This window comes from Novosphingobium sp. HNCC26DJ243, from assembly GCF_057180545.1.
The window spans coordinates 224,263-241,076 of sequence record NZ_JBXUGN010000002.1; the positions used below are offsets into that span (position 1 = coordinate 224,263).

Below are 16,814 nucleotides of genomic sequence, written 5' to 3' on the forward strand. Positions count from 1 at the left end.
CTGGCAAGTGAGTCCGGTCCGCCCCACGGTCCTGACGCTTGCGCAATCGGGGTTCGACACGCGGCGGTTCGCTGCTAGGAAGCTGGCATGACGCCACGCCTCGACAGCAGCCTCGCCTGGAAAACCGCGACGCGCCTCGTCTCGACCAATCGCGACATGCTGATGGCGATTGCGGGAGTGTTCTTCCTTCTGCCCAGCCTTGCGTTCTCGGTCTTCGTGCCTGAACCGCAGATGGCACCTGGAACTCCGCCGCAGGAGATGATGGAGATCATGGCCGATGCCTGGACCTCATCGCTGCCGCTGCTGGTCCTGGTCACCCTGCTGCAGATGGCGGGCACGGTGACCACGCTCGTCGTCATGACGGATGCTGCGCGCCCTACGGTGAGCCAGGCGATACGGCGCGGGTTTCAGGCGCTCGGCCCCTACGTCCTTGCGCAGATCATCGTCGGCGCGGTGCTGGGCATGGGCTTTCTGATCGTGGTGACCGGCGCCACAATGACCGGCCTTCAGGCGCTCGCCGCTTTCGCAATTCTCGCGGCTTTCCTTGCCATGATCTGGTGCAGCTTGCGCATGGCGCTGGTCGCACCGGTTCTGGCGATCGAGGCGGAACGCAATCCGGTGCAGGCGCTGCGCCGGTCATGGTATCTGACACGCGGTAATTCGGGCAGGCTGCTCGGCTTCTTCGTGCTGGCCGGGCTACTGTTCGCGGTCATCTACGGGCTGGTGATGATGCTGGTGGGCGTCGTGCTCGTCCTGACCACCGGCGGCGAGGTGCAGCACGTGCTGACAGCCGCCATCTCGAGTGCGATCACTTCGGGCGCGCTCGTCTATTTCATCGCGATGCTGGCGGCGGTGTACCGCCAGCTAGCGGGCGCACCGATCGACGAAACGGCAGGGATCTTCGAATAGGGCAAGACCGCCCCTTCGAACCTACTCCTTCCAGCCCCAGCTGATCACGCAGGGCGGCACGTTGAGCGGCTCGAAGCCCTTGTCGATATTGCGGAAGAACTGGCTCATCAGATCGCGCGCACGCGCCGTGTACTGATAGACAAGGAATGCGCCGCCCGGGCGCAGAACGCGATGCGTCGCGCCCATGATAGCCGGGCCGACGCCTTCGGGCAGGGTCGAGAACGGCAGGCCCGAAAGCACGTAGTCAGCATGGTCGAAGCCATGGGCCCGCACGATTTCCTCGACATCGGTGGCCGAGCCGTGAACCGCAGTGAAGCGGCTGTCACCAATGGTCTTCGAGAGATATTCGATGAAATCGGGGTTGGTATCGATCACGATCAGATGGCCGTCGCGGCGCAGCTTTTCGAGGACGGGGCGGCAGAAGGTTCCGACGCCAGGGCCGTATTCCACGAAGAGACGGCACTCTTCCCAGTTCACTTTCGACAGGACGCGCTCAATCGTGCGCCCGGACGACGGCACGATGGCACCGACCATGGCCGGGTGCTTGAGGAAGCCCTTAAAGAATATGCCGGCCGGGCCAAGCACGCGTTCCGCCTTGCGTTTTGCCCTCTGGAGTAAGGGCGCACGCGCCGCCTGGGTCGAAGTCATTGCAGGAAATGGTCCTCTGCCGGTCAAGCTTGGATGTGGCGGTCGCAAATTTGCTGCAGCATTGCAAGCGCCGTGCTTGGCCCTTACCCAACTCGAATGAACCAGTCGTGGACAACAGCGAGCAACAAGCCGTGAGCGAAAGCCCGGTCCGCCTGCCGCGCGAACGCATGGCCTTGCTGTTTGCGGTCATGCTCGTGACCGCAGCGGGCAACACCGCAATGCAGTCGGTCATGCCTTCGATCGGCACGCGGCTGGGGATTGCCGACGTCTGGGTAAGCCTTGCCTATTCGTGGTCGGCGCTGCTGTGGGTCGTCTTCGCGCCATTCTGGGCACGCCGCTCGGACAGGCGCGGGCGCAAGGCGATGATGGCGCTCGGCGTGATCGGATTCATCCTGTCGTTTTCACTGTGTGGCGCGATTCTCCACTTGGGGCTCGAGAACTGGTTCAGCGCCGGACTCACGATGGCGCTGTTTGCACTGGCGCGCTCGTTCTACGGAGGCTTCGGATCGGCCGCGCCACCTGCGGTCCAGGCCTATGTTGCCAGCCGCACCGGACGCGCGGACCGGGTCAAGGCGCTCTCGCTGGTGGCGTCGAGCTTCGGCCTCGGCACCGTTCTCGGGCCGGCGCTCGCGCCGCTGATGGTCGTACCGGGGCTCGGTCTGGTCGGCCCATTCGCGATCTTCACGCTGCTGGGCATCATTGTCCTGGTTCTGCTACGCACGCGATTGCCCGATGACGACCCGCGCTTCGAGGCGCGCGGCGAGGTCATGTCCGCGCCGTTCAGCGCTTCGTCGAATCCGCGCATGGTCGAAGACCGACCCGATGCCTCACCCGACGAACTGCCGGCCGCCGAGCCGCAGCACGAGGGTGCCGATCGCCTGCGCTGGACCGATACCCGCTTGCGCCCGTGGCTTCTGGCCGGTCTGATCGGAGGCCACGCACAGGCGATGCTGCTGGGCGTGATCGGCTTCCTGCTGCTTGACCGGCTGGGCCTTCGCGGCGATCCGAATGCGGGGGCGGGGCCGGTCGGCCTGGTGCTGATGGCAGGCGCTTTTGCAACGCTGCTGGCGCAGTGGGGCCTCATTCCCATGCTCGCGCTCGGTCCGCGCACGTCGACGTTGTGGGGCATGAGCCTTGCCGTGATCGGCGTCATTCCGGTGGCGCTCGGCAACGACCTGCACAGCATCACGCTGGGCTTTGCAGTGGCATCGCTCGGCTATGGCTTGTTCCGGCCGGGATTCACTTCGGGAGCGAGCCTCGCGGTATCGCCGCGAGAACAGGGCCAGTCAGCGGGTATCGTCGCGTCGATAAACGGCGCGGGCTACATTGCGGCACCCGCCATCGGGGTGTGGTTCTACAACCATTCGCAATGGCTCGCCTGGGGAACGATGGAGCTTCTGGCCCTGGTAGTTGTCGCGCTCTGCCTCTTCTCGATGGAGAAGGATCCGGCCTGAGGGCTTGCGCGCCTGCCCCTTGCCAATCCGCCCATTTGCCGCCAATCGCGCCCAATGTCGGCCGCGAGCACTTCCCGTAACGTCATCGCGCGCGGTGCCGGTTCGAATGCGTTGAGCTTCGTCATCCGCTTCGCGGCGCGTGCCGGATTCCTCTATGTCGGCGCGCGGCTTTATGGCGCGGTGAACTACGGCGTTTTCACGATGGCGAGCGCGCTGGTGGAACTGGCGGTTCCGCTCGCCAGCCTCGGCCTAAAGCGCATGATCTTCCCATGGCTGGAAGAGGAGACTCAAGGGCCCACGGCGCGCCTCGCAACGCACGTGCTGCTCGATGCGCTGCTTCTGGCAACGGTTGCGGGCCTTGCCGTCTCGCTGCTGGTGATTCTCGGTTCGGAGGTCCTGCCGCAGGCCCTTGTATCCGAACAGTTGCGCTTCGCTTTCATGCTGCTTGCGCCGTCGGTGCTGGGCCAGGTTTTCGGCGACATCGCGCTCGCCGCGACCCGGTGGACGCACAAGATGCGGTACGAAGTCATCGCGCGCGGCCTGGTCGAACCTTACGTGCTGACCGGCGTTGCGCTGGCGGCATGGTATCTGGGCCTCGAGCAGAGCGGCATGCTGATCGGCTACTGGGCGGGATCGATCGCGCTGGCCGCCTTCTCGATCTGGAGCGCGCGCCACTGCCTCGGCTCGCTCCACCTGCGGCGCTGGCGGCCTGATCCCAGGGCTCTCGCCGCGAGGGCAAGGGCGCTCGTACCAGCCAGCGGCAGCGACCTCCTGACCGCGCTCGCGCAGCGCATCGATCTTTATCTCGTCGGCTTCCTGCTGGGCGACGGACCTGTCGGCGTCTATGGCGTGCTGCGCCAGTTGCGCACGCCTATCCTGCAGGTGCGCCAGTCGTTCGACGGCATCCTCACCCCACTGACCGCGCGCACGATGAATGCCGATGGCGACGTCACCACGGGCGAGGCCACTGCTGCAGCAACGCGCGTGATCCTGACGATCCAGCTGGGCGTCGTGCTGCTGATGGCGGCGACGGGCGATGCCCTGCTCGACCTGTTCGGCGCGCACTACGCTTCGGCCTATGCCGCGCTTGTCGCGATGGTCCTGGCCGAGACGGTGAACGGTGCGTTCGGCGTGTCCGAACTGATCCTGTACTATCGCCGCCCTGCCATCGCGCTGCAGGTCAACCTCATTCAGATCGCGATAGCCGCCGCTGCCATTCCGCTGCTGACACCGCGCTACGACATTCTCGGGGCGTCGCTGGCGATGCTGATTGCCGCCGTTCTTGCAGCGTTCCTGCGGCGCCATTGGCTTGCCGGCCTTGGCGTGAAGCGCCATCCGTTGCACGCGGCGGTGCCCATGGTGGCTGCGGCCGCTTCGGTCGGTTTCGGAATCTACGGCGGATGGATCGCGCGCATGACCGTGCTGCAGGGCGCGCCACATGGCGTCGTGCAAGCGGTATCGCCGCTGCTTGCACTCGTGCTTTACGTGGTAATCGTCATGGCTTGGCGGCGGATGCAGCCGGGCGTGCTTTCGCTCAAGCGCTTCCGCGTCAGCTAGTTCACGGCCTGGAGCGCATCTACCCGACTGGCGGTGACCTTGGCGGCGCGATTGTGCAATTGCACTGATATCAGCAGCAGGACGTTCAACACGACCGCCTGATAGAAGAAATACCACACCGGGCTGCCCGCAAGCATCGCCAGACCCAGAACGATCGCGCGCGGATTGGGTCCGAGCAGCTTGAGGAAATTGAGCAAGGGCTTCTGTTCGCGCGCCACTTCGGCGCGGATCGCGCCAAGTTGCGCGCTGTCGTTGCTTGCCATCGCGTCGCTGACCGCGCTGTCGATGCGGCGCGCGTGCGGCGTCATCCCCGCGGCCATGTAGAGATAGCCGCGCGCAATCGGTTCAAACAGGCGCGAGAACAGCGTCTTGCCCCCGAACAGCCCTGCGCCGTTCTCGCGCGAGTTGTTGAGCCAGGGCACGCCGTAGGTCCAGTACTGGTAGAAGCGGCGCTGCACTTCGACGTGGTTCGACTGGACGATGTGCGAGATGCCCGCCGCGAGCGTCCATGCCCAGGCCGGTCCCGCCCCGATCTGCCGCGTGAGCACGAAAGCCAGCAGCACGTAGACGACGATGTGGCTGGTGTAGTCGCAGATGCCGTCGACCATTTCGCCAATCGGGCTCGACTTGCCGGTGATTCGCGCAAGGTCGCCGTCCGCGCCATCGACCACGTGCCAGCTCATGTGCAGCACCAGGCCGAGGAGCGGGCCCCACGGCCAGCCCAGCGCCCAGGTGCCGCCTGTCGAATCCATGTTGAAATAGACGACGCCCGCCATGACCACGAGCAGTCCGCCCATGACCGAGACCATGTTCGGTGTCAGCGGCGTGCGCGAAAGCAGTTTGGCCAGCCGCCATGCAAGCGGGTGGTAAAGGTAGAAATTGAGGGCATCCTGCAGCTCGCGCGGGCGCTTCGGACGCTCGATCGTCCTTTTCGTGTTCACCGCACCCACCTTGCCAACCCCTCCGCGCAAACCCCGCTTGGCGCATGCGGTAGCCATGTCTATAGGCGGTGGAAAGGGCCTGCGATGCCCGGCAAGAGGCAGACGCGCTTGAATACGGCATTTTCCGTTGCGATTCCGGCCAGTTCCTATCTGCGCCGCACGATTGGCGGCATCACCGGAATCGCCCGGGCCGTGATCCTCGCCGACGTGACCGGAGCCGACAGCATCTTCATCGTGGCCGACAGGCCCGTCGCGGAAGACTGGCGCCGCAGCTTCACGATGCGCGCACGGCCGCTTCCGCAGGTAACGATCGTGCCGGATGTGGCGCACCTTCCGCCCGGCACCGCCCTGATCCCTGCCGATGCACTGCCAACGAAGCAGGCGCTTGAAGCCTTGCGCGCCGATCCTGCGCTGGTGTTCGCGCCCGACGATCCGCGCCTCGTCCGCGGGAACAGCAATCACGCTACGGTGATGTCTCTCCTTCGCGCCACGCTGAAGCCGACCGAGGGCCCGGTCGGTCGCTGGATCAACCGGCCAATCTCGTTCCGCATGTCCGCCCTCGCGCTGCGGCTGGGGCTCGGTCCCGATCCGATTACGTGGTTCACCCTTGCGCTGGCGATGGTCATGGCCGTCGTGCTTGCCCATGGCGGGCCCGAATGGCTGGCGCTCGGCGGCTTCCTGTTTCAGGCCGTCTCGGTCACCGATTGCGTCGATGGCGACATTGCGCGAGTTTCATGGGCGATGAGCCGACGCGGAGCGCTGCTTGATACCGCTTGCGATACGGTAGCCAATCTCGGCTTCGTGGTCGGCCTGATGACCGGCGTGATCCGCACATATGGCCAGGGCTTCGGCTGGGTCGCGCTGGCGTGCGTGGTGCTGCTGGTCTGCGGCATTGCGGCAATGAGCATCCTCGTGCGCTTGGGCCCGAAGCGGGGCAGCTTCGACGTGCTGAGGGCAGCGCTGACGCGCCGGCTCGAGGGACGACCGGTGCTGCAGAAGGTGACCCTGACTCTCGAAAGACTGTTCAAGCGCGACGTCTACGTCATGATCGCCTGCGTCTTCTGTCTTGCCCATCTCTCGTGGGTTCTGCCGGGCATGCTGCTGGGTGGCCTGTTGATCTGGCTGGGTGCGGTCGCATGGTGTGCTCCGCTGATCCTGGCAGACAGCGAGGGCGAACTCCTGCCCCCGCACATGCGCCAGATCTGACCACCACCCCCTACCCGCACATGGCCCCGGCCCCGCCTTTGTGCGGGAACTTGCACCTTGCCCCCCTTGCGCGACGCAACACGTTCCCCCAAATTGAACGGGACGTCGTGCGCAACTGGGACCGAGATAACGAATGAAGGGTGTGATCCTGGCTGCGGGCCGAGGCAGCAGGCTTGGCGAGGCAACCGAATCTCTGCCCAAGCCGCTGATGCCGGTCGGCGGACGCGCGTGCATCGATTTTGCGATCGAAGCCCTCCTGGCGGTGGCCGACGAGGTCATCGTCGTCACCGGTTATCGCGCGCAGCTGATCGAGGACCACATTGCGCGCGAATGGCCAGCGGCCCCCGTGGTTACCGTGCGCAATGCCGATCTCGAGGCTGGCAACCTGACGTCTCTTGGTGCGGCGCGTACGAAGATCGGTGATTCAGCCTTCGTCCTGACCAACGCCGATCACCTGTTTCCTGCCGACATGTATACGCGCCATTTTTCGCCGGGATCAGCCGACCTGCAGATCGCCTGCGAGCGCGAACGGCCGGTGCTGCCGGACGAAATGAAGGTGATCGAACGCGACGGCCGGTTGCTGGCGATCTCCAAGACCTTGCCGAAATACGATGGTGCCTACATCGGCACAACGAGCGTGGGATCGCGCTGCTGCCCGGCCTACTGGTCGGCCTTCGATCGCGTCCACCAGACCGAGGACCTTGCGTCGGCATCGGTTGAAATGGTTCTGCACGAACTTGCCCGGCACGATGCGGCGGCTCCACAGGTGCGTTGGCTTTCGGGCTTGAAGTGGTTCGAGGTCGATACCCCTGAAGATCTCGCCGTGGCGCGCGAAAGCCTGTCTGCGTGATCCCCGCGGCAAGTGAAGGAGCGATCCGGCTGCTGGTATTCGATCTCGACGGCACGCTGGTGCCGACGATGGAAGACTACGCCGATCGCGCGGCGGAACTGATGGCAGAAGCGTTCGGCACGCCCTTTGCCGAGGCGCGCAAATCGTACTTCGATACCTCCGGCCTGCCTTTCGAGCGCCAGTTGCGTCAGCTCTATCCGGGGCAGGACACCGATCCGGTGGCCGAGCGTTTCGAGGCGTGGAAGGACGGCTATCTTGCTGGAATCGCGATCTCGCCGGAAGTCGCCGGGCTTCTGGAGGAATGGCGAGCACAGGGCTTTTTCGTAGCGATCTCGTCCAACAACCTCGAAATCTATGTCGAGCGACTGGCGCGCGACTGGCCGGTCGATTGCGCGCTGGGATATCGCGCTCCATCCGACGGCGACGCCGGCTTTGCCAAGGGCGAGCCCCATTTCAGGGCGCTCGAGCAGCACTTCGGCCTTGACCGGTCGGCGTTCCTGTTCACCGGAGATTCACCGAACGACGCCCACATCGCGCGGGCTGCAGGCGTGCGCTTTCGCGCCCTCCTGACCGATGCATTCGTGCACGCCGACTTCGAACGGGCCGTACCCGGCACCCGGACGCTGTCGTCATTGGCCGAACTTGGTGGCGTTATTGCCACGGTTTCGGCAATCGGTTGAGGACGTGTCGCCGCACTTGCGCAAACGCACTATCGCGTGACGCATTTTTCGGTTAAGGGCCGCATCCCATCGAAAGTTGCTGTTTTTTGCGCCGCCTTTTCAAGGGTGCTGCGCAAATGACAGGAGTGCAGGTGACTGGTTGGTGGGTGCTGCCTGTCCTCCGGTCCGTCGTGACTGGCAGAGGAATCGACTTGCATTCGGCGGCATTTCGGTATTGTGAGGCAGTTTGATTACAGCCGCCCTGGGGCGCCTGTGTGAAGGGATCGTTATTCATGAAGCCAATCAAGGTCGCCGTGATCGGCGTGGGCAACTGCGCTAGCTCGCTGGTGCAAGGGGTTGCCTACTATCGCAACAACAACTCGTCGCAGGGCCTGATCCACGACCGGATCGGTGGCTACGGCGCTGGTGATGTTGACTTCGTGCTCGGCGTCGACGTCGACGCGCGCAAGGTCGGCAAGGACATTGCCGAGGCGATTTTCGCCGCTCCGAACAACACCACGGTGTTCCAGGCCAGCGTCCCGATGACCGGCGCGAAGGTCATCATGGGCCGCGTGTCGGACGGTGTTGCCGCCCACATGACCTCGGTCGGTGAAAAGGGCTTCATCGTGGCTGACCAGCCGGAAGCCACCCAGGCCGACATCGTCAAGGCTCTGAAGGAATCGGGCGCTGAAGTCCTCCTGAACTTCCTTCCCGTCGGTTCGCAGGAAGCCACCGAGTTCTACATGGAATGTGCGCTTGAAGCCGGCGTTGCCGTAGTCAACTGCATGCCCGTGTTCATCGCTTCGACCCCGGAATGGGAATCGAAGTTCCGCGAGAAGCGCATCCCGATCGTGGGTGACGACATCAAGGCCCAGGTTGGTGCGACGATCGTCCACCGCGTCCTGTCGAGCCTGTTCGCGGCACGTGGCGTCAACGTCGAGCGCACCTACCAGCTCAACACCGGCGGCAACACCGACTTCATGAACATGCTCGACCGCCAGCGTCTGGGCAGCAAGAAGGAATCGAAGACCGAAGCAGTGCAGGCCATGCTTGCCACGCGCCTCGAGGACGAGAACATCCACGTCGGTCCTTCGGACTATGTTCCCTGGCAGAAGGACAACAAGCTGTGCTTCATCCGCATGGAAGGCCAGCAGTGGGGCAACGTGCCCATGAACCTCGAACTTCGCCTCTCGGTCGAAGACAGCCCGAACTCGGCGGCCTGCGTCATGGACGCGATCCGTTGCTGCAAGGTTGCGCTCGAGCGTGGTGAAGGCGGTGCGCTGATCGGCCCGTCGGCCTACTTCTGCAAGCACCCGCCGCAGCAGTTCAACGATGACGTTGCCGCGCAGATGGTCGAGGAATATGCCTCGGTCGAAAAGCTGGCCGCCGAATAAGCGAGCCGCCTGACGCGACGGAAAATGGCCGACCGGGCGGATCGTCTGGTCGGCCTTTTCGTATTTTGGATACAGCCGACAGTTTGATGAGATCCCCGTGGACGCCCTGATCATTGCCGCAGGCTTCGGCAGTCGCCTCGCCGACCTGTCACCCTCCAAACCCCTGACGCCTGTCGCCGGCGTACCGTTGATCGAGATCGGCGTGCGGCAGGCGATGGAGGCAGGGATTACGCGCGTGGTCGTGGTCACCGGCCATCGTGCGGATATGCTCGAGGCTTTCCTTGCAGACCTGTCGCTGCGTGCCGGGATCGAGATCGTGCCGGTGCGCCTTTCCGACTGGTCGACACCCAACGGGCTGTCGGTCATGGCGGGCGCCACGCGCTGCGACGGCAACTACCTGCTGATGATGGCAGACCACATGTTCGAGGCCGACATACTTGCCCGTCTGATGCTTGAGGACAGGCCCGCGCGGGGTGTCACGCTGGCGATCGATCGCCGTCTCGACAACCCGCTGGTCGATCCGGAGGACGCGACCTGGGTCAAAACCGATGCCGAGGGCCGCATTACCGCGATCGGCAAGTCGATCAGCCAATATGACGCGGTTGATTGCGGTGCATTCCTCGCCACCCCCGAACTGGCGCTCGCCATTCGCGATGCGATTGCGGACGGCAAGTCGGGAAGCCTGTCTGATGGCATGCAGCGGCTGGCCGATGCCGGCCGTGCCGGAACGATGGACATCGAAGACGCCTGGTGGCTCGATGTCGACGATCCGCGCGCGCATGCGCTGGCCGAGGAGATGGCCCCCTGGCATCTGGCGCGCACGTTCGCGGCGATCCAGACTTCGACCTTCGAGGGCTGAAGGCCCGGACGGGAGCGCCGCAGCGCTCCCGCAGGTTATGGATACTTGAGATGGATGCGGGTCGAAAGGCCCGACTTCGCGATGTTCAGACGCACCGAGCGAAACGAGGGAATGCTCGCGATCGTCGGGGGATTGTTGGAAAAGCCGAAGCCTTCCTCGGGCAGCCCCAGCACGCCGCTGCGCTTGATGTTCCGGCTCGAATCCTCGTCATGATACACCGCAAGGGCGTAAACGCCGGGCTTGGGCACGTAGAGGCACATGCGCGTTTCGGGCGCAGAGGCATCGACGCGGCCGACGTACATCGAGCCATGCTTGACAAGGAACTTGCGCGATTCATCCGCGTAGAGCGTAACGGCCATCAGGCCGTTGCCGTTGCGGACGCCGTCGATCGTCACGTTGATATGCGTGTCGCTGACGGGGCCTGCGCAATTCGGTCCGTTGGCGGTTGCTGCTGTGCTGCCTCCGGTCAACGCGGCGGCAGCAGCGGCAAAGGCGATGGCCGTGGCGTACAAACGTCTCGGCTTGGTCATGGTCAAAAGCCCCAAAATCGATGTGTCTTTCCAGCAATTCGCAACATCGGCCCGCAAGCGGACAACGGCGTCATGCGAAGCCTTCCTGGTCCCCTGCCGATGGCATACCGGCAGTTTTCGCTGTCGTTAAGTATGATTCGTGCCGTGAATGCGTCCTGAATTGCGCTGCGATCAACCGTTCATCGAACCACCGCCCGGAATCCGGGCGCGAATCGGGTCCGATGCGGGACATTCCGTGTGGATAAGCACCGCCAAAATGCTTGTTCCCCTGATTCGCGAAAGCTAAGCGCAAGGCGTGGGGTGGCGGTTTGCCAGCGCCGTTCCGGGCGCAAGCGTCGCCTGCCCGGGCTGCAGGAAAAAGTCATCCGATGATCCCGCTGATTTCTCCGTCGATCCTGTCTGCCGATTTTTCCCGCCTCGGCGAGGAAGTGCGCGCGATCGACGCCGCCGGTGCCGACTGGATTCACGTCGACGTGATGGACGGGCATTTCGTTCCCAACATCACGATCGGACCGATGGTCGTGAAGGCGCTGCGTCCGCACACGACCAAGCCGTTCGACGTGCATCTGATGATTTCGCCGGTCGATGGCTATCTTCAGGCCTTTGCCGATGCGGGTGCCGATATCATCACGGTGCATCCCGAAGCCGGACCGCACATTCATCGCACCGTTCAGGCGATCAAGGGCCTGGGCAAGAAGGCCGGCGTATCGCTGAACCCGGGAACGCCTGCCAAGATGCTCGATTACCTGATCGATGACGTCGATCTGGTCCTGGTGATGAGCGTGAATCCCGGCTTTGGCGGGCAGAGCTTCATCTCCAGCCAGCTTCGCAAGATCGAGGCCGTGCGCAAGATGATCGACAAGTCAGGCCGTGACATTCACCTCGAAGTCGACGGCGGGGTCGATCTCAGGACCATCCGCTCCTGCGTGGACGCAGGGGCGGACGTGCTTGTCGCGGGCACCGCGACATTTCGCGGCGGGCCGGGCGAGTATGCGACGAATATCGCTGCACTGAAGGCCCTGGGCTGATATGCGGGACGGCGGCTCTTCCCTCACCGGAAGCCGCCCGGCGGCCGCTTCGCCGTCCACCCGTCCTGCAATCCCGCTGAATGCGACGAAGGAGGAACCGTTGGCCCAACCCGACGACCGCGCCCTTCACCCGGACTCCGCAGAACTGGGCACCGCAGAGCTGGACGTCTCGGCGCTGGCGGATTCCACCACTCTCGAGCCGGGTCGCTCACTCGCGCTGGCCGATTTCGCGCCGCCTTCGCTGGGCGCGGGCGATCGTCTGGTTCGCTTTGCCTACCGACTCGGCCTTCCTGCCAGCGCGATCCATCCGTTCCGCAAACGGGCCAAGACCCGCCTGACCGCTACGGTCAGCAATCCGTTGCCAGGCGATCCGGCGGCGGGCAAGGCGCTTCGCGCCGGTCATTTCCTGGTCCACGGCTTCAAATCACCTATTGCCGACACCGCTTTTTCCGGGCCCCGTCTGCCACCGTCGTTTGAACGAATGGTCCACGGTTTTCGCTGGCTGCGCGATCTGGAATCGGGCGGTCAGCGCGTCCAGTGCACGCAAGTGGCCGAGCGCATTCTGGGTACGTGGATGGCGGCCAATCCAAAGCCCGATCCCACGCCGGCCTGGGACGTCGGCAATGTCGGCCATCGCCTGCTCAACTGGCTGGTACATGCGCCGCTGCTGCTGTCAGGAAACGATCGCGCATTCCGGGGCAAATTCCTGCGCACGATCGACGAGACCGCACGCTGGCTCGATCGCAATGTGACCAAGGCAGATGACCGCCTGTCCGAAGTCGCCGGATGGTGTGCCCTGGTCGCCGCCGGTCTGATCATGGCCGATGGCAAGGCCCGCTGCCTGTTCAGCGAAGCAGGACTTGTTCGCGCATTGGGCGAACTTGTCAGCGATGATGGCGGCGTATTGTCGCGCAGCCCGCTTTGCCAGATCGAGGCGATCGAGCTGCTGGTCGCGCTGCGCGCCTGCTACGAGGCCGTTCGTGCCGAACCCCTGCCGCAGATCGTCACGATGCTCGGACTGCTCGTGCCGCCGCTGCTGGCGCTGCTCCACGGCGATGGCGGCCTTGGCAACTGGCAAGGGGCCGGCGCTGTCGGCCATGACCGCATCGACGCTTTGATCAAGATCACAGGAGTGCGTACGCGGCCTTTGCGCGATGCACGCCAGTGGGGATACCAGCGCGCGACGGCTGGCAAGTCGGTGGTGCAGTTCGATGCCGGGCCACCCCCGGTCGCGCGGCACGCGCGTGATGGTTGCGCCTCGACGCTGGCGTTCGAATTCAGCCACGGCCATGACCGGCTCATCGTCAACTGTGGCGGGGCTGCCTTTGCCGGCGGGCTGATCCCGCTGCGTCTGGAACAGGGGCTGCGGGCCACGGCCGCGCATTCGACCCTGACGATCGACGACTTCAATTCCACCGCCGTCCTTATCAACGGACGGCTTGGCTCGGGCGTGTCGGAAGTCGAAGTGGATCGCCGCACGCTCTCCGCGGACGGTTCTGGCCCCAACGCGTCCGGCGCGGGCGCGACCCGGATCGAAGCCAGCCACAACGGTTACGTCGGGCGCTATGGCCTGGTCCATCGCCGCATCCTCATCCTGCGGGACGACGGTAGCGAACTGCGCGGCGAAGACCTGCTCGTGCCTGCCGGGCGCAAGGGAAAACGCGGCATGATCGGCGTTGCCTTGCGCTTCCATCTCGGTCCGCATATCGAGCTTGCCGTCAGTTCGGACGGGAAAGGTGTTACGCTCGCCCTGCCCGATGGCAGCCTGTGGCAGTTCCGCTCCGGCCGCGATGCGATTTCGGTTGAGGAAAGCCTCTGGGCAGATGGCCAGGGACGACCGCTGGGCACGCGCCAGCTGGTCATCTCGGCCAAGGTTCCCCGCAGCGGAGAAAGCTTCTCCTGGCTGCTCAAGAAGATGAGATAGGAATACTTCACGTGACCGAAGTTACCATCAAGCGGGCACTGCTTTCGGTGTCCGACAAGTCCGGCCTTGTCGATCTGGGCAAGGCGCTGGCCGCGCGCGGTGTCGAGCTGCTCTCGACCGGCGGCACGGCCAAGGCACTGCGCGATGCAGGCCTGACGGTGAAGGACGTGTCCGAACACACCGGCTTTCCTGAAATGATGGACGGCCGGGTAAAGACGCTGCACCCGACGATCCACGGCGGCCTGCTTGCCGTGCGCGACAATCCCGAACACGCGGCCGCGATGGCAGAACACGCGATCGGCGCGATCGACCTCGTGGTGGTCAATCTCTATCCGTTCGAAGCGACCGTCGCCAAGGGCGCGGAGCGCGATGAGGTGATCGAGAACATCGACATCGGCGGCCCGTCGATGGTGCGCTCGGCGGCGAAGAACCACGACTATGTCACGATCCTGACCGATGCTGCCGATTACGCCGCTTTCCTCGGCGAACTGTCGCAGACCGATGGCGCAACCACGCTCGCCTTCCGCCGCAAGATGGCCGCCAAGGCCTATGCCGCAACGGCAGCCTATGACTCGGCGATCTCGCAGTGGTTCGCGACCGTCGACCAGCAGGAGCACTTCCCGCCGGTCCTGGCGAGCGCGTTCACCCGCGTGACGACCCTGCGCTATGGCGAGAACCCGCACCAGGATGCCGCGCTTTACGTACCGCGCAACCCTGCGGTCACAGGCCTGCCGCAGGCGACGCAGGTTCAGGGCAAGGAACTGTCGTACAACAATTACAACGATGCCAACGCAGCGCTTGAGCTGGTTGCCGAGTTTACCGGTGAAAAGCCGACCGTGGTCATCGTCAAACACGCCAACCCGTGCGGCGTGGCGACGGCCGACACGCTGCTCGATGCGTGGAAGGCCGCGCTGGAATGCGATTCGGTTTCCGCGTTCGGCGGTATCGTCGCCACCAACGTGCCGCTCGATGGCCCCACCGCAAACGCCATCTGCGAGATCTTCACCGAAGTCGTCGTGGCACCGGGCGCGGACCATGCCGCGAAGGATGCGTTTGCCCGCAAGAAGAACCTGCGCCTGCTGCTCGTGGACGGCCTGCCCGATGCCGACCGCAAGGGTCTGGTCACCGTGCCGATCGCGGGCGGCTTGCTGGTGCAGGATCGCGACAACGGCAAGATCGACAAGGCCGATCTCAAGGTCGTGACCAAGCGCGCGCCGACCGAACAGGAACTGGCAGACGCCCTGTTTGCCTGGACCGTGGCGAAGCACGTGAAGTCCAACGCGATCGTCTATGCCAAGGATGGCGTCACCGCCGGAATCGGCGCGGGCCAGATGAACCGCCGCGATTCCTCGCGCATTGCTGCAGCCAAGGCCAGGGAAGCGGCCGAGACGCACGGGTTCAGCGAAGTGCGCACCACCGGCTCTGCCGTGGCATCGGACGCGTTCTTTCCGTTTGCCGATGGCCTGATGGCAGCCGTCGAAGCGGGCGCGACCTGCGTGATCCAGCCAGGTGGCTCGATCCGTGACGAGGACGTGATCAAGGCGGCCGACGAGGCAGGCCTTGCCATGGTCTTCACCGGCATGCGCCACTTCCGCCACTGATCCGGCGCAACGGCCGTGAAAAAGGGCCGGTCCCCTGTGGGGCCGGCCCTTTTTCATGTCACGATCCTGGGCCGATCAACGGTAGAAGATATGACCGTCGATACGCGCCATGCGCGCCTTGCCCCAACGCGGCGAAACGTGCGCGGCGTGGAAGAACATCGCGCCTTCGACCGGGCTTTTCCAGGCACCGCGATCCGCGATGACGGCAATACGCACGGCATCCTGCCAATCACGACTCGAACGGTTGATCGCCGGCATCGAGCGGCCGCGAATGAACGAGAACTGCGAAGGCTGGTAGACCACGCCGCAATAGGATGCAGGAAAGCGGCCAGACTGCGAACGGGCGATGACGACGCGGCCGACGGCAAGCTGCCCGGCCAGCGATTCGCTCTTCGCTTCGAAGAACACGGCGCCTGCAAGGCACTCGAGTTCGTCGGAGAGGTTTGCGGGAATTTCGGTCTGCTCGACCAGCTCAGCGAGCGAAGCGGCGGCGGCAATCGCATCCGGTTCGGCGGTCACTTCATCGGCCTGCGCAGTGGCAACGGCCTGGATGACGGGCTGGGAGATAAAAGTCGTCGCGGCGGCGACGGGAGCATTCAAACCCTGCGCATTGGCGTGGGAACCGCCCGTGCTGAGCAAGGTTGTGACAAATGTCGCAGCGAGGCTTATCGATGCGGCGTAGCGAAACTTGGTGCTCATCAAAATTCGTCAATGTGCGGTGAGCTTCCGGTCATGGCGCGACAAAAAGCCCTGTCGTGCGAGAAAACCCGCACGAGGGCTGGATGCCGAAGGGCCATGTCGGTTGCCCCCCGTCTGCGTGCCAGTGGAGTTCGCTTGGTTGCGTTCCCTCACCGCCTGCGCAAAATCGGTCAGGTGCCTTTATTGTGCGCTGCGGTAGAGTCAACCCGTGTTCAGCTGAGGGACAGGTTGTCCCGGACGAACCGTTCCCGATCCGCGACAGTCAGTTCGACTATCCACATGTCCGGGTCCTGCCCTTGCCGACGGCTTAGATAGTCATCAAATTCGTTTTTATTATCAGCTACTTGAGACTTTACATGGGTCCATTTACGCGCGCCGTCACGGTCAGGCATTCGCTCGTACAGCACCCCAAGGCCTTGATTATCCAACAGAACAACCAGCACGGTTCCGGCGTCCGCTTCGCCCTTGGCGAGCACCATGCCAAAGTCCCCGCCGGCCTGTGCGGTACGCAAGAGACCAGAGACTTCGATGTGCGCGGGGAGCCTCTGGCTCATG

Annotated in this window: 16 protein-coding genes; 11 read left to right on the forward strand and 5 right to left on the reverse strand. The window is 64.3% G+C overall.

Annotation, left to right across the window (positions count from 1 at the left end; all coding sequences use genetic code 11):
- Positions 1 to 87: 87 nt before the first annotated feature.
- A complete protein-coding gene (locus AC2A04_RS08575) occupies positions 88 to 909 on the forward strand; it encodes a DUF7847 domain-containing protein (protein ID WP_484211906.1) in 822 nt (273 codons plus the stop codon).
- 21 nt (positions 910 to 930) lie between these two features.
- Here the strand turns inward: AC2A04_RS08575 and AC2A04_RS08580 are convergent, their stop codons facing one another.
- Positions 931 to 1,557, reverse strand: a complete 627-nt coding sequence (locus AC2A04_RS08580; RefSeq protein WP_484211907.1) for a class I SAM-dependent methyltransferase — start codon at positions 1,555 to 1,557, stop codon at positions 931 to 933.
- A 167-nt stretch (positions 1,558 to 1,724) separates the two neighbouring features.
- Here AC2A04_RS08580 and AC2A04_RS08585 point away from each other — a divergent pair, with 167 nt between their 5' ends.
- Together AC2A04_RS08585 and AC2A04_RS08590 are read left to right on the forward strand one after the other, a co-directional pair.
- Positions 1,725 to 3,011: an MFS transporter gene (locus tag AC2A04_RS08585; RefSeq protein ID WP_484212245.1), complete on the forward strand. Its 1,287-nt coding sequence runs from the start codon at positions 1,725 to 1,727 to the stop codon at positions 3,009 to 3,011.
- 54 nt (positions 3,012 to 3,065) lie between these two features.
- Positions 3,066 to 4,568, forward strand: coding sequence for a lipopolysaccharide biosynthesis protein (locus AC2A04_RS08590; protein ID WP_484211908.1), 1,503 nt, complete (start codon positions 3,066 to 3,068; stop codon positions 4,566 to 4,568).
- On the opposite strand, the gene AC2A04_RS08595 is transcribed toward AC2A04_RS08590, so the two are convergent.
- Complete coding sequence (locus AC2A04_RS08595; protein ID WP_484211909.1) at positions 4,565 to 5,509, reverse strand: CDP-alcohol phosphatidyltransferase family protein; 945 nt, start codon at positions 5,507 to 5,509, stop codon at positions 4,565 to 4,567. The two genes, AC2A04_RS08590 and AC2A04_RS08595, sit on opposite strands and share 4 nt — an antisense overlap.
- 108 nt (positions 5,510 to 5,617) lie before the next feature.
- Here AC2A04_RS08595 and AC2A04_RS08600 point away from each other — a divergent pair, with 108 nt between their 5' ends.
- The 5 genes from AC2A04_RS08600 to AC2A04_RS08620 all read left to right on the forward strand — a co-directional run bounded on the left by AC2A04_RS08600 (position 5,618) and on the right by AC2A04_RS08620 (position 10,477).
- Entirely contained in the window at positions 5,618 to 6,715 is a 1,098-nt protein-coding gene (locus AC2A04_RS08600; RefSeq protein ID WP_484211910.1) for a CDP-alcohol phosphatidyltransferase family protein, read from the forward strand.
- A gap of 133 nt (positions 6,716 to 6,848) precedes the next feature.
- Positions 6,849 to 7,565, forward strand: a complete 717-nt coding sequence (locus AC2A04_RS08605; protein ID WP_484211911.1) for a phosphocholine cytidylyltransferase family protein — start codon at positions 6,849 to 6,851, stop codon at positions 7,563 to 7,565.
- Positions 7,562 to 8,245, forward strand: coding sequence for an HAD family hydrolase (locus AC2A04_RS08610; RefSeq protein ID WP_484211912.1), 684 nt, complete (start codon positions 7,562 to 7,564; stop codon positions 8,243 to 8,245). The genes AC2A04_RS08605 and AC2A04_RS08610 overlap by 4 nt, the downstream gene beginning before the upstream one ends.
- Before the next feature lie 272 nt (positions 8,246 to 8,517).
- Positions 8,518 to 9,618: an inositol-3-phosphate synthase gene (locus AC2A04_RS08615; protein ID WP_484211913.1), complete on the forward strand. Its 1,101-nt coding sequence runs from the start codon at positions 8,518 to 8,520 to the stop codon at positions 9,616 to 9,618.
- A 97-nt stretch (positions 9,619 to 9,715) separates the two neighbouring features.
- Positions 9,716 to 10,477 carry a phosphocholine cytidylyltransferase family protein gene (locus tag AC2A04_RS08620; protein WP_484211914.1) on the forward strand — a complete coding sequence of 254 codons (762 nt, stop codon included), beginning with the start codon at positions 9,716 to 9,718 and terminating at the stop codon, positions 10,475 to 10,477.
- Between the two features lie 35 nt (positions 10,478 to 10,512).
- On the opposite strand, the gene AC2A04_RS08625 is transcribed toward AC2A04_RS08620, so the two are convergent.
- Positions 10,513 to 11,007, reverse strand: a complete 495-nt coding sequence (locus AC2A04_RS08625) for a DUF2141 domain-containing protein (protein WP_484211915.1) — start codon at positions 11,005 to 11,007, stop codon at positions 10,513 to 10,515.
- Positions 11,008 to 11,375: 368 nt separating this feature from the next.
- Between AC2A04_RS08625 and rpe the strand changes: the two genes are divergently transcribed.
- From rpe to purH, 3 genes are read left to right on the forward strand one after another with little or no spacing between them, the layout of a single operon-like run.
- Positions 11,376 to 12,035, forward strand: coding sequence for a ribulose-phosphate 3-epimerase (rpe, locus tag AC2A04_RS08630; RefSeq protein ID WP_484211916.1), 660 nt, complete (start codon positions 11,376 to 11,378; stop codon positions 12,033 to 12,035).
- Between the two features lies 1 nt (position 12,036).
- On the forward strand, positions 12,037 to 13,959 hold the full coding sequence (locus AC2A04_RS08635) for a heparinase II/III family protein (RefSeq protein WP_484211917.1): 1,923 nt from the start codon (positions 12,037 to 12,039) through the stop codon (positions 13,957 to 13,959).
- 11 nt (positions 13,960 to 13,970) lie between these two features.
- Complete coding sequence (gene purH / locus AC2A04_RS08640) at positions 13,971 to 15,560, forward strand: bifunctional phosphoribosylaminoimidazolecarboxamide formyltransferase/IMP cyclohydrolase (protein WP_484211918.1); 1,590 nt, start codon at positions 13,971 to 13,973, stop codon at positions 15,558 to 15,560.
- Positions 15,561 to 15,635: 75 nt separating this feature from the next.
- Here purH and AC2A04_RS08645 read toward each other — a convergent pair whose 3' ends face one another.
- Positions 15,636 to 16,259 carry a cell wall hydrolase gene (locus AC2A04_RS08645; protein WP_484211919.1) on the reverse strand — a complete coding sequence of 208 codons (624 nt, stop codon included), beginning with the start codon at positions 16,257 to 16,259 and terminating at the stop codon, positions 15,636 to 15,638.
- 212 nt (positions 16,260 to 16,471) lie between these two features.
- Positions 16,472 to 16,813 carry a DUF1491 family protein gene (locus AC2A04_RS08650; RefSeq protein WP_484211920.1) on the reverse strand — a complete coding sequence of 114 codons (342 nt, stop codon included), beginning with the start codon at positions 16,811 to 16,813 and terminating at the stop codon, positions 16,472 to 16,474.
- Between the last annotated feature and the right edge of the window lies 1 nt (position 16,814).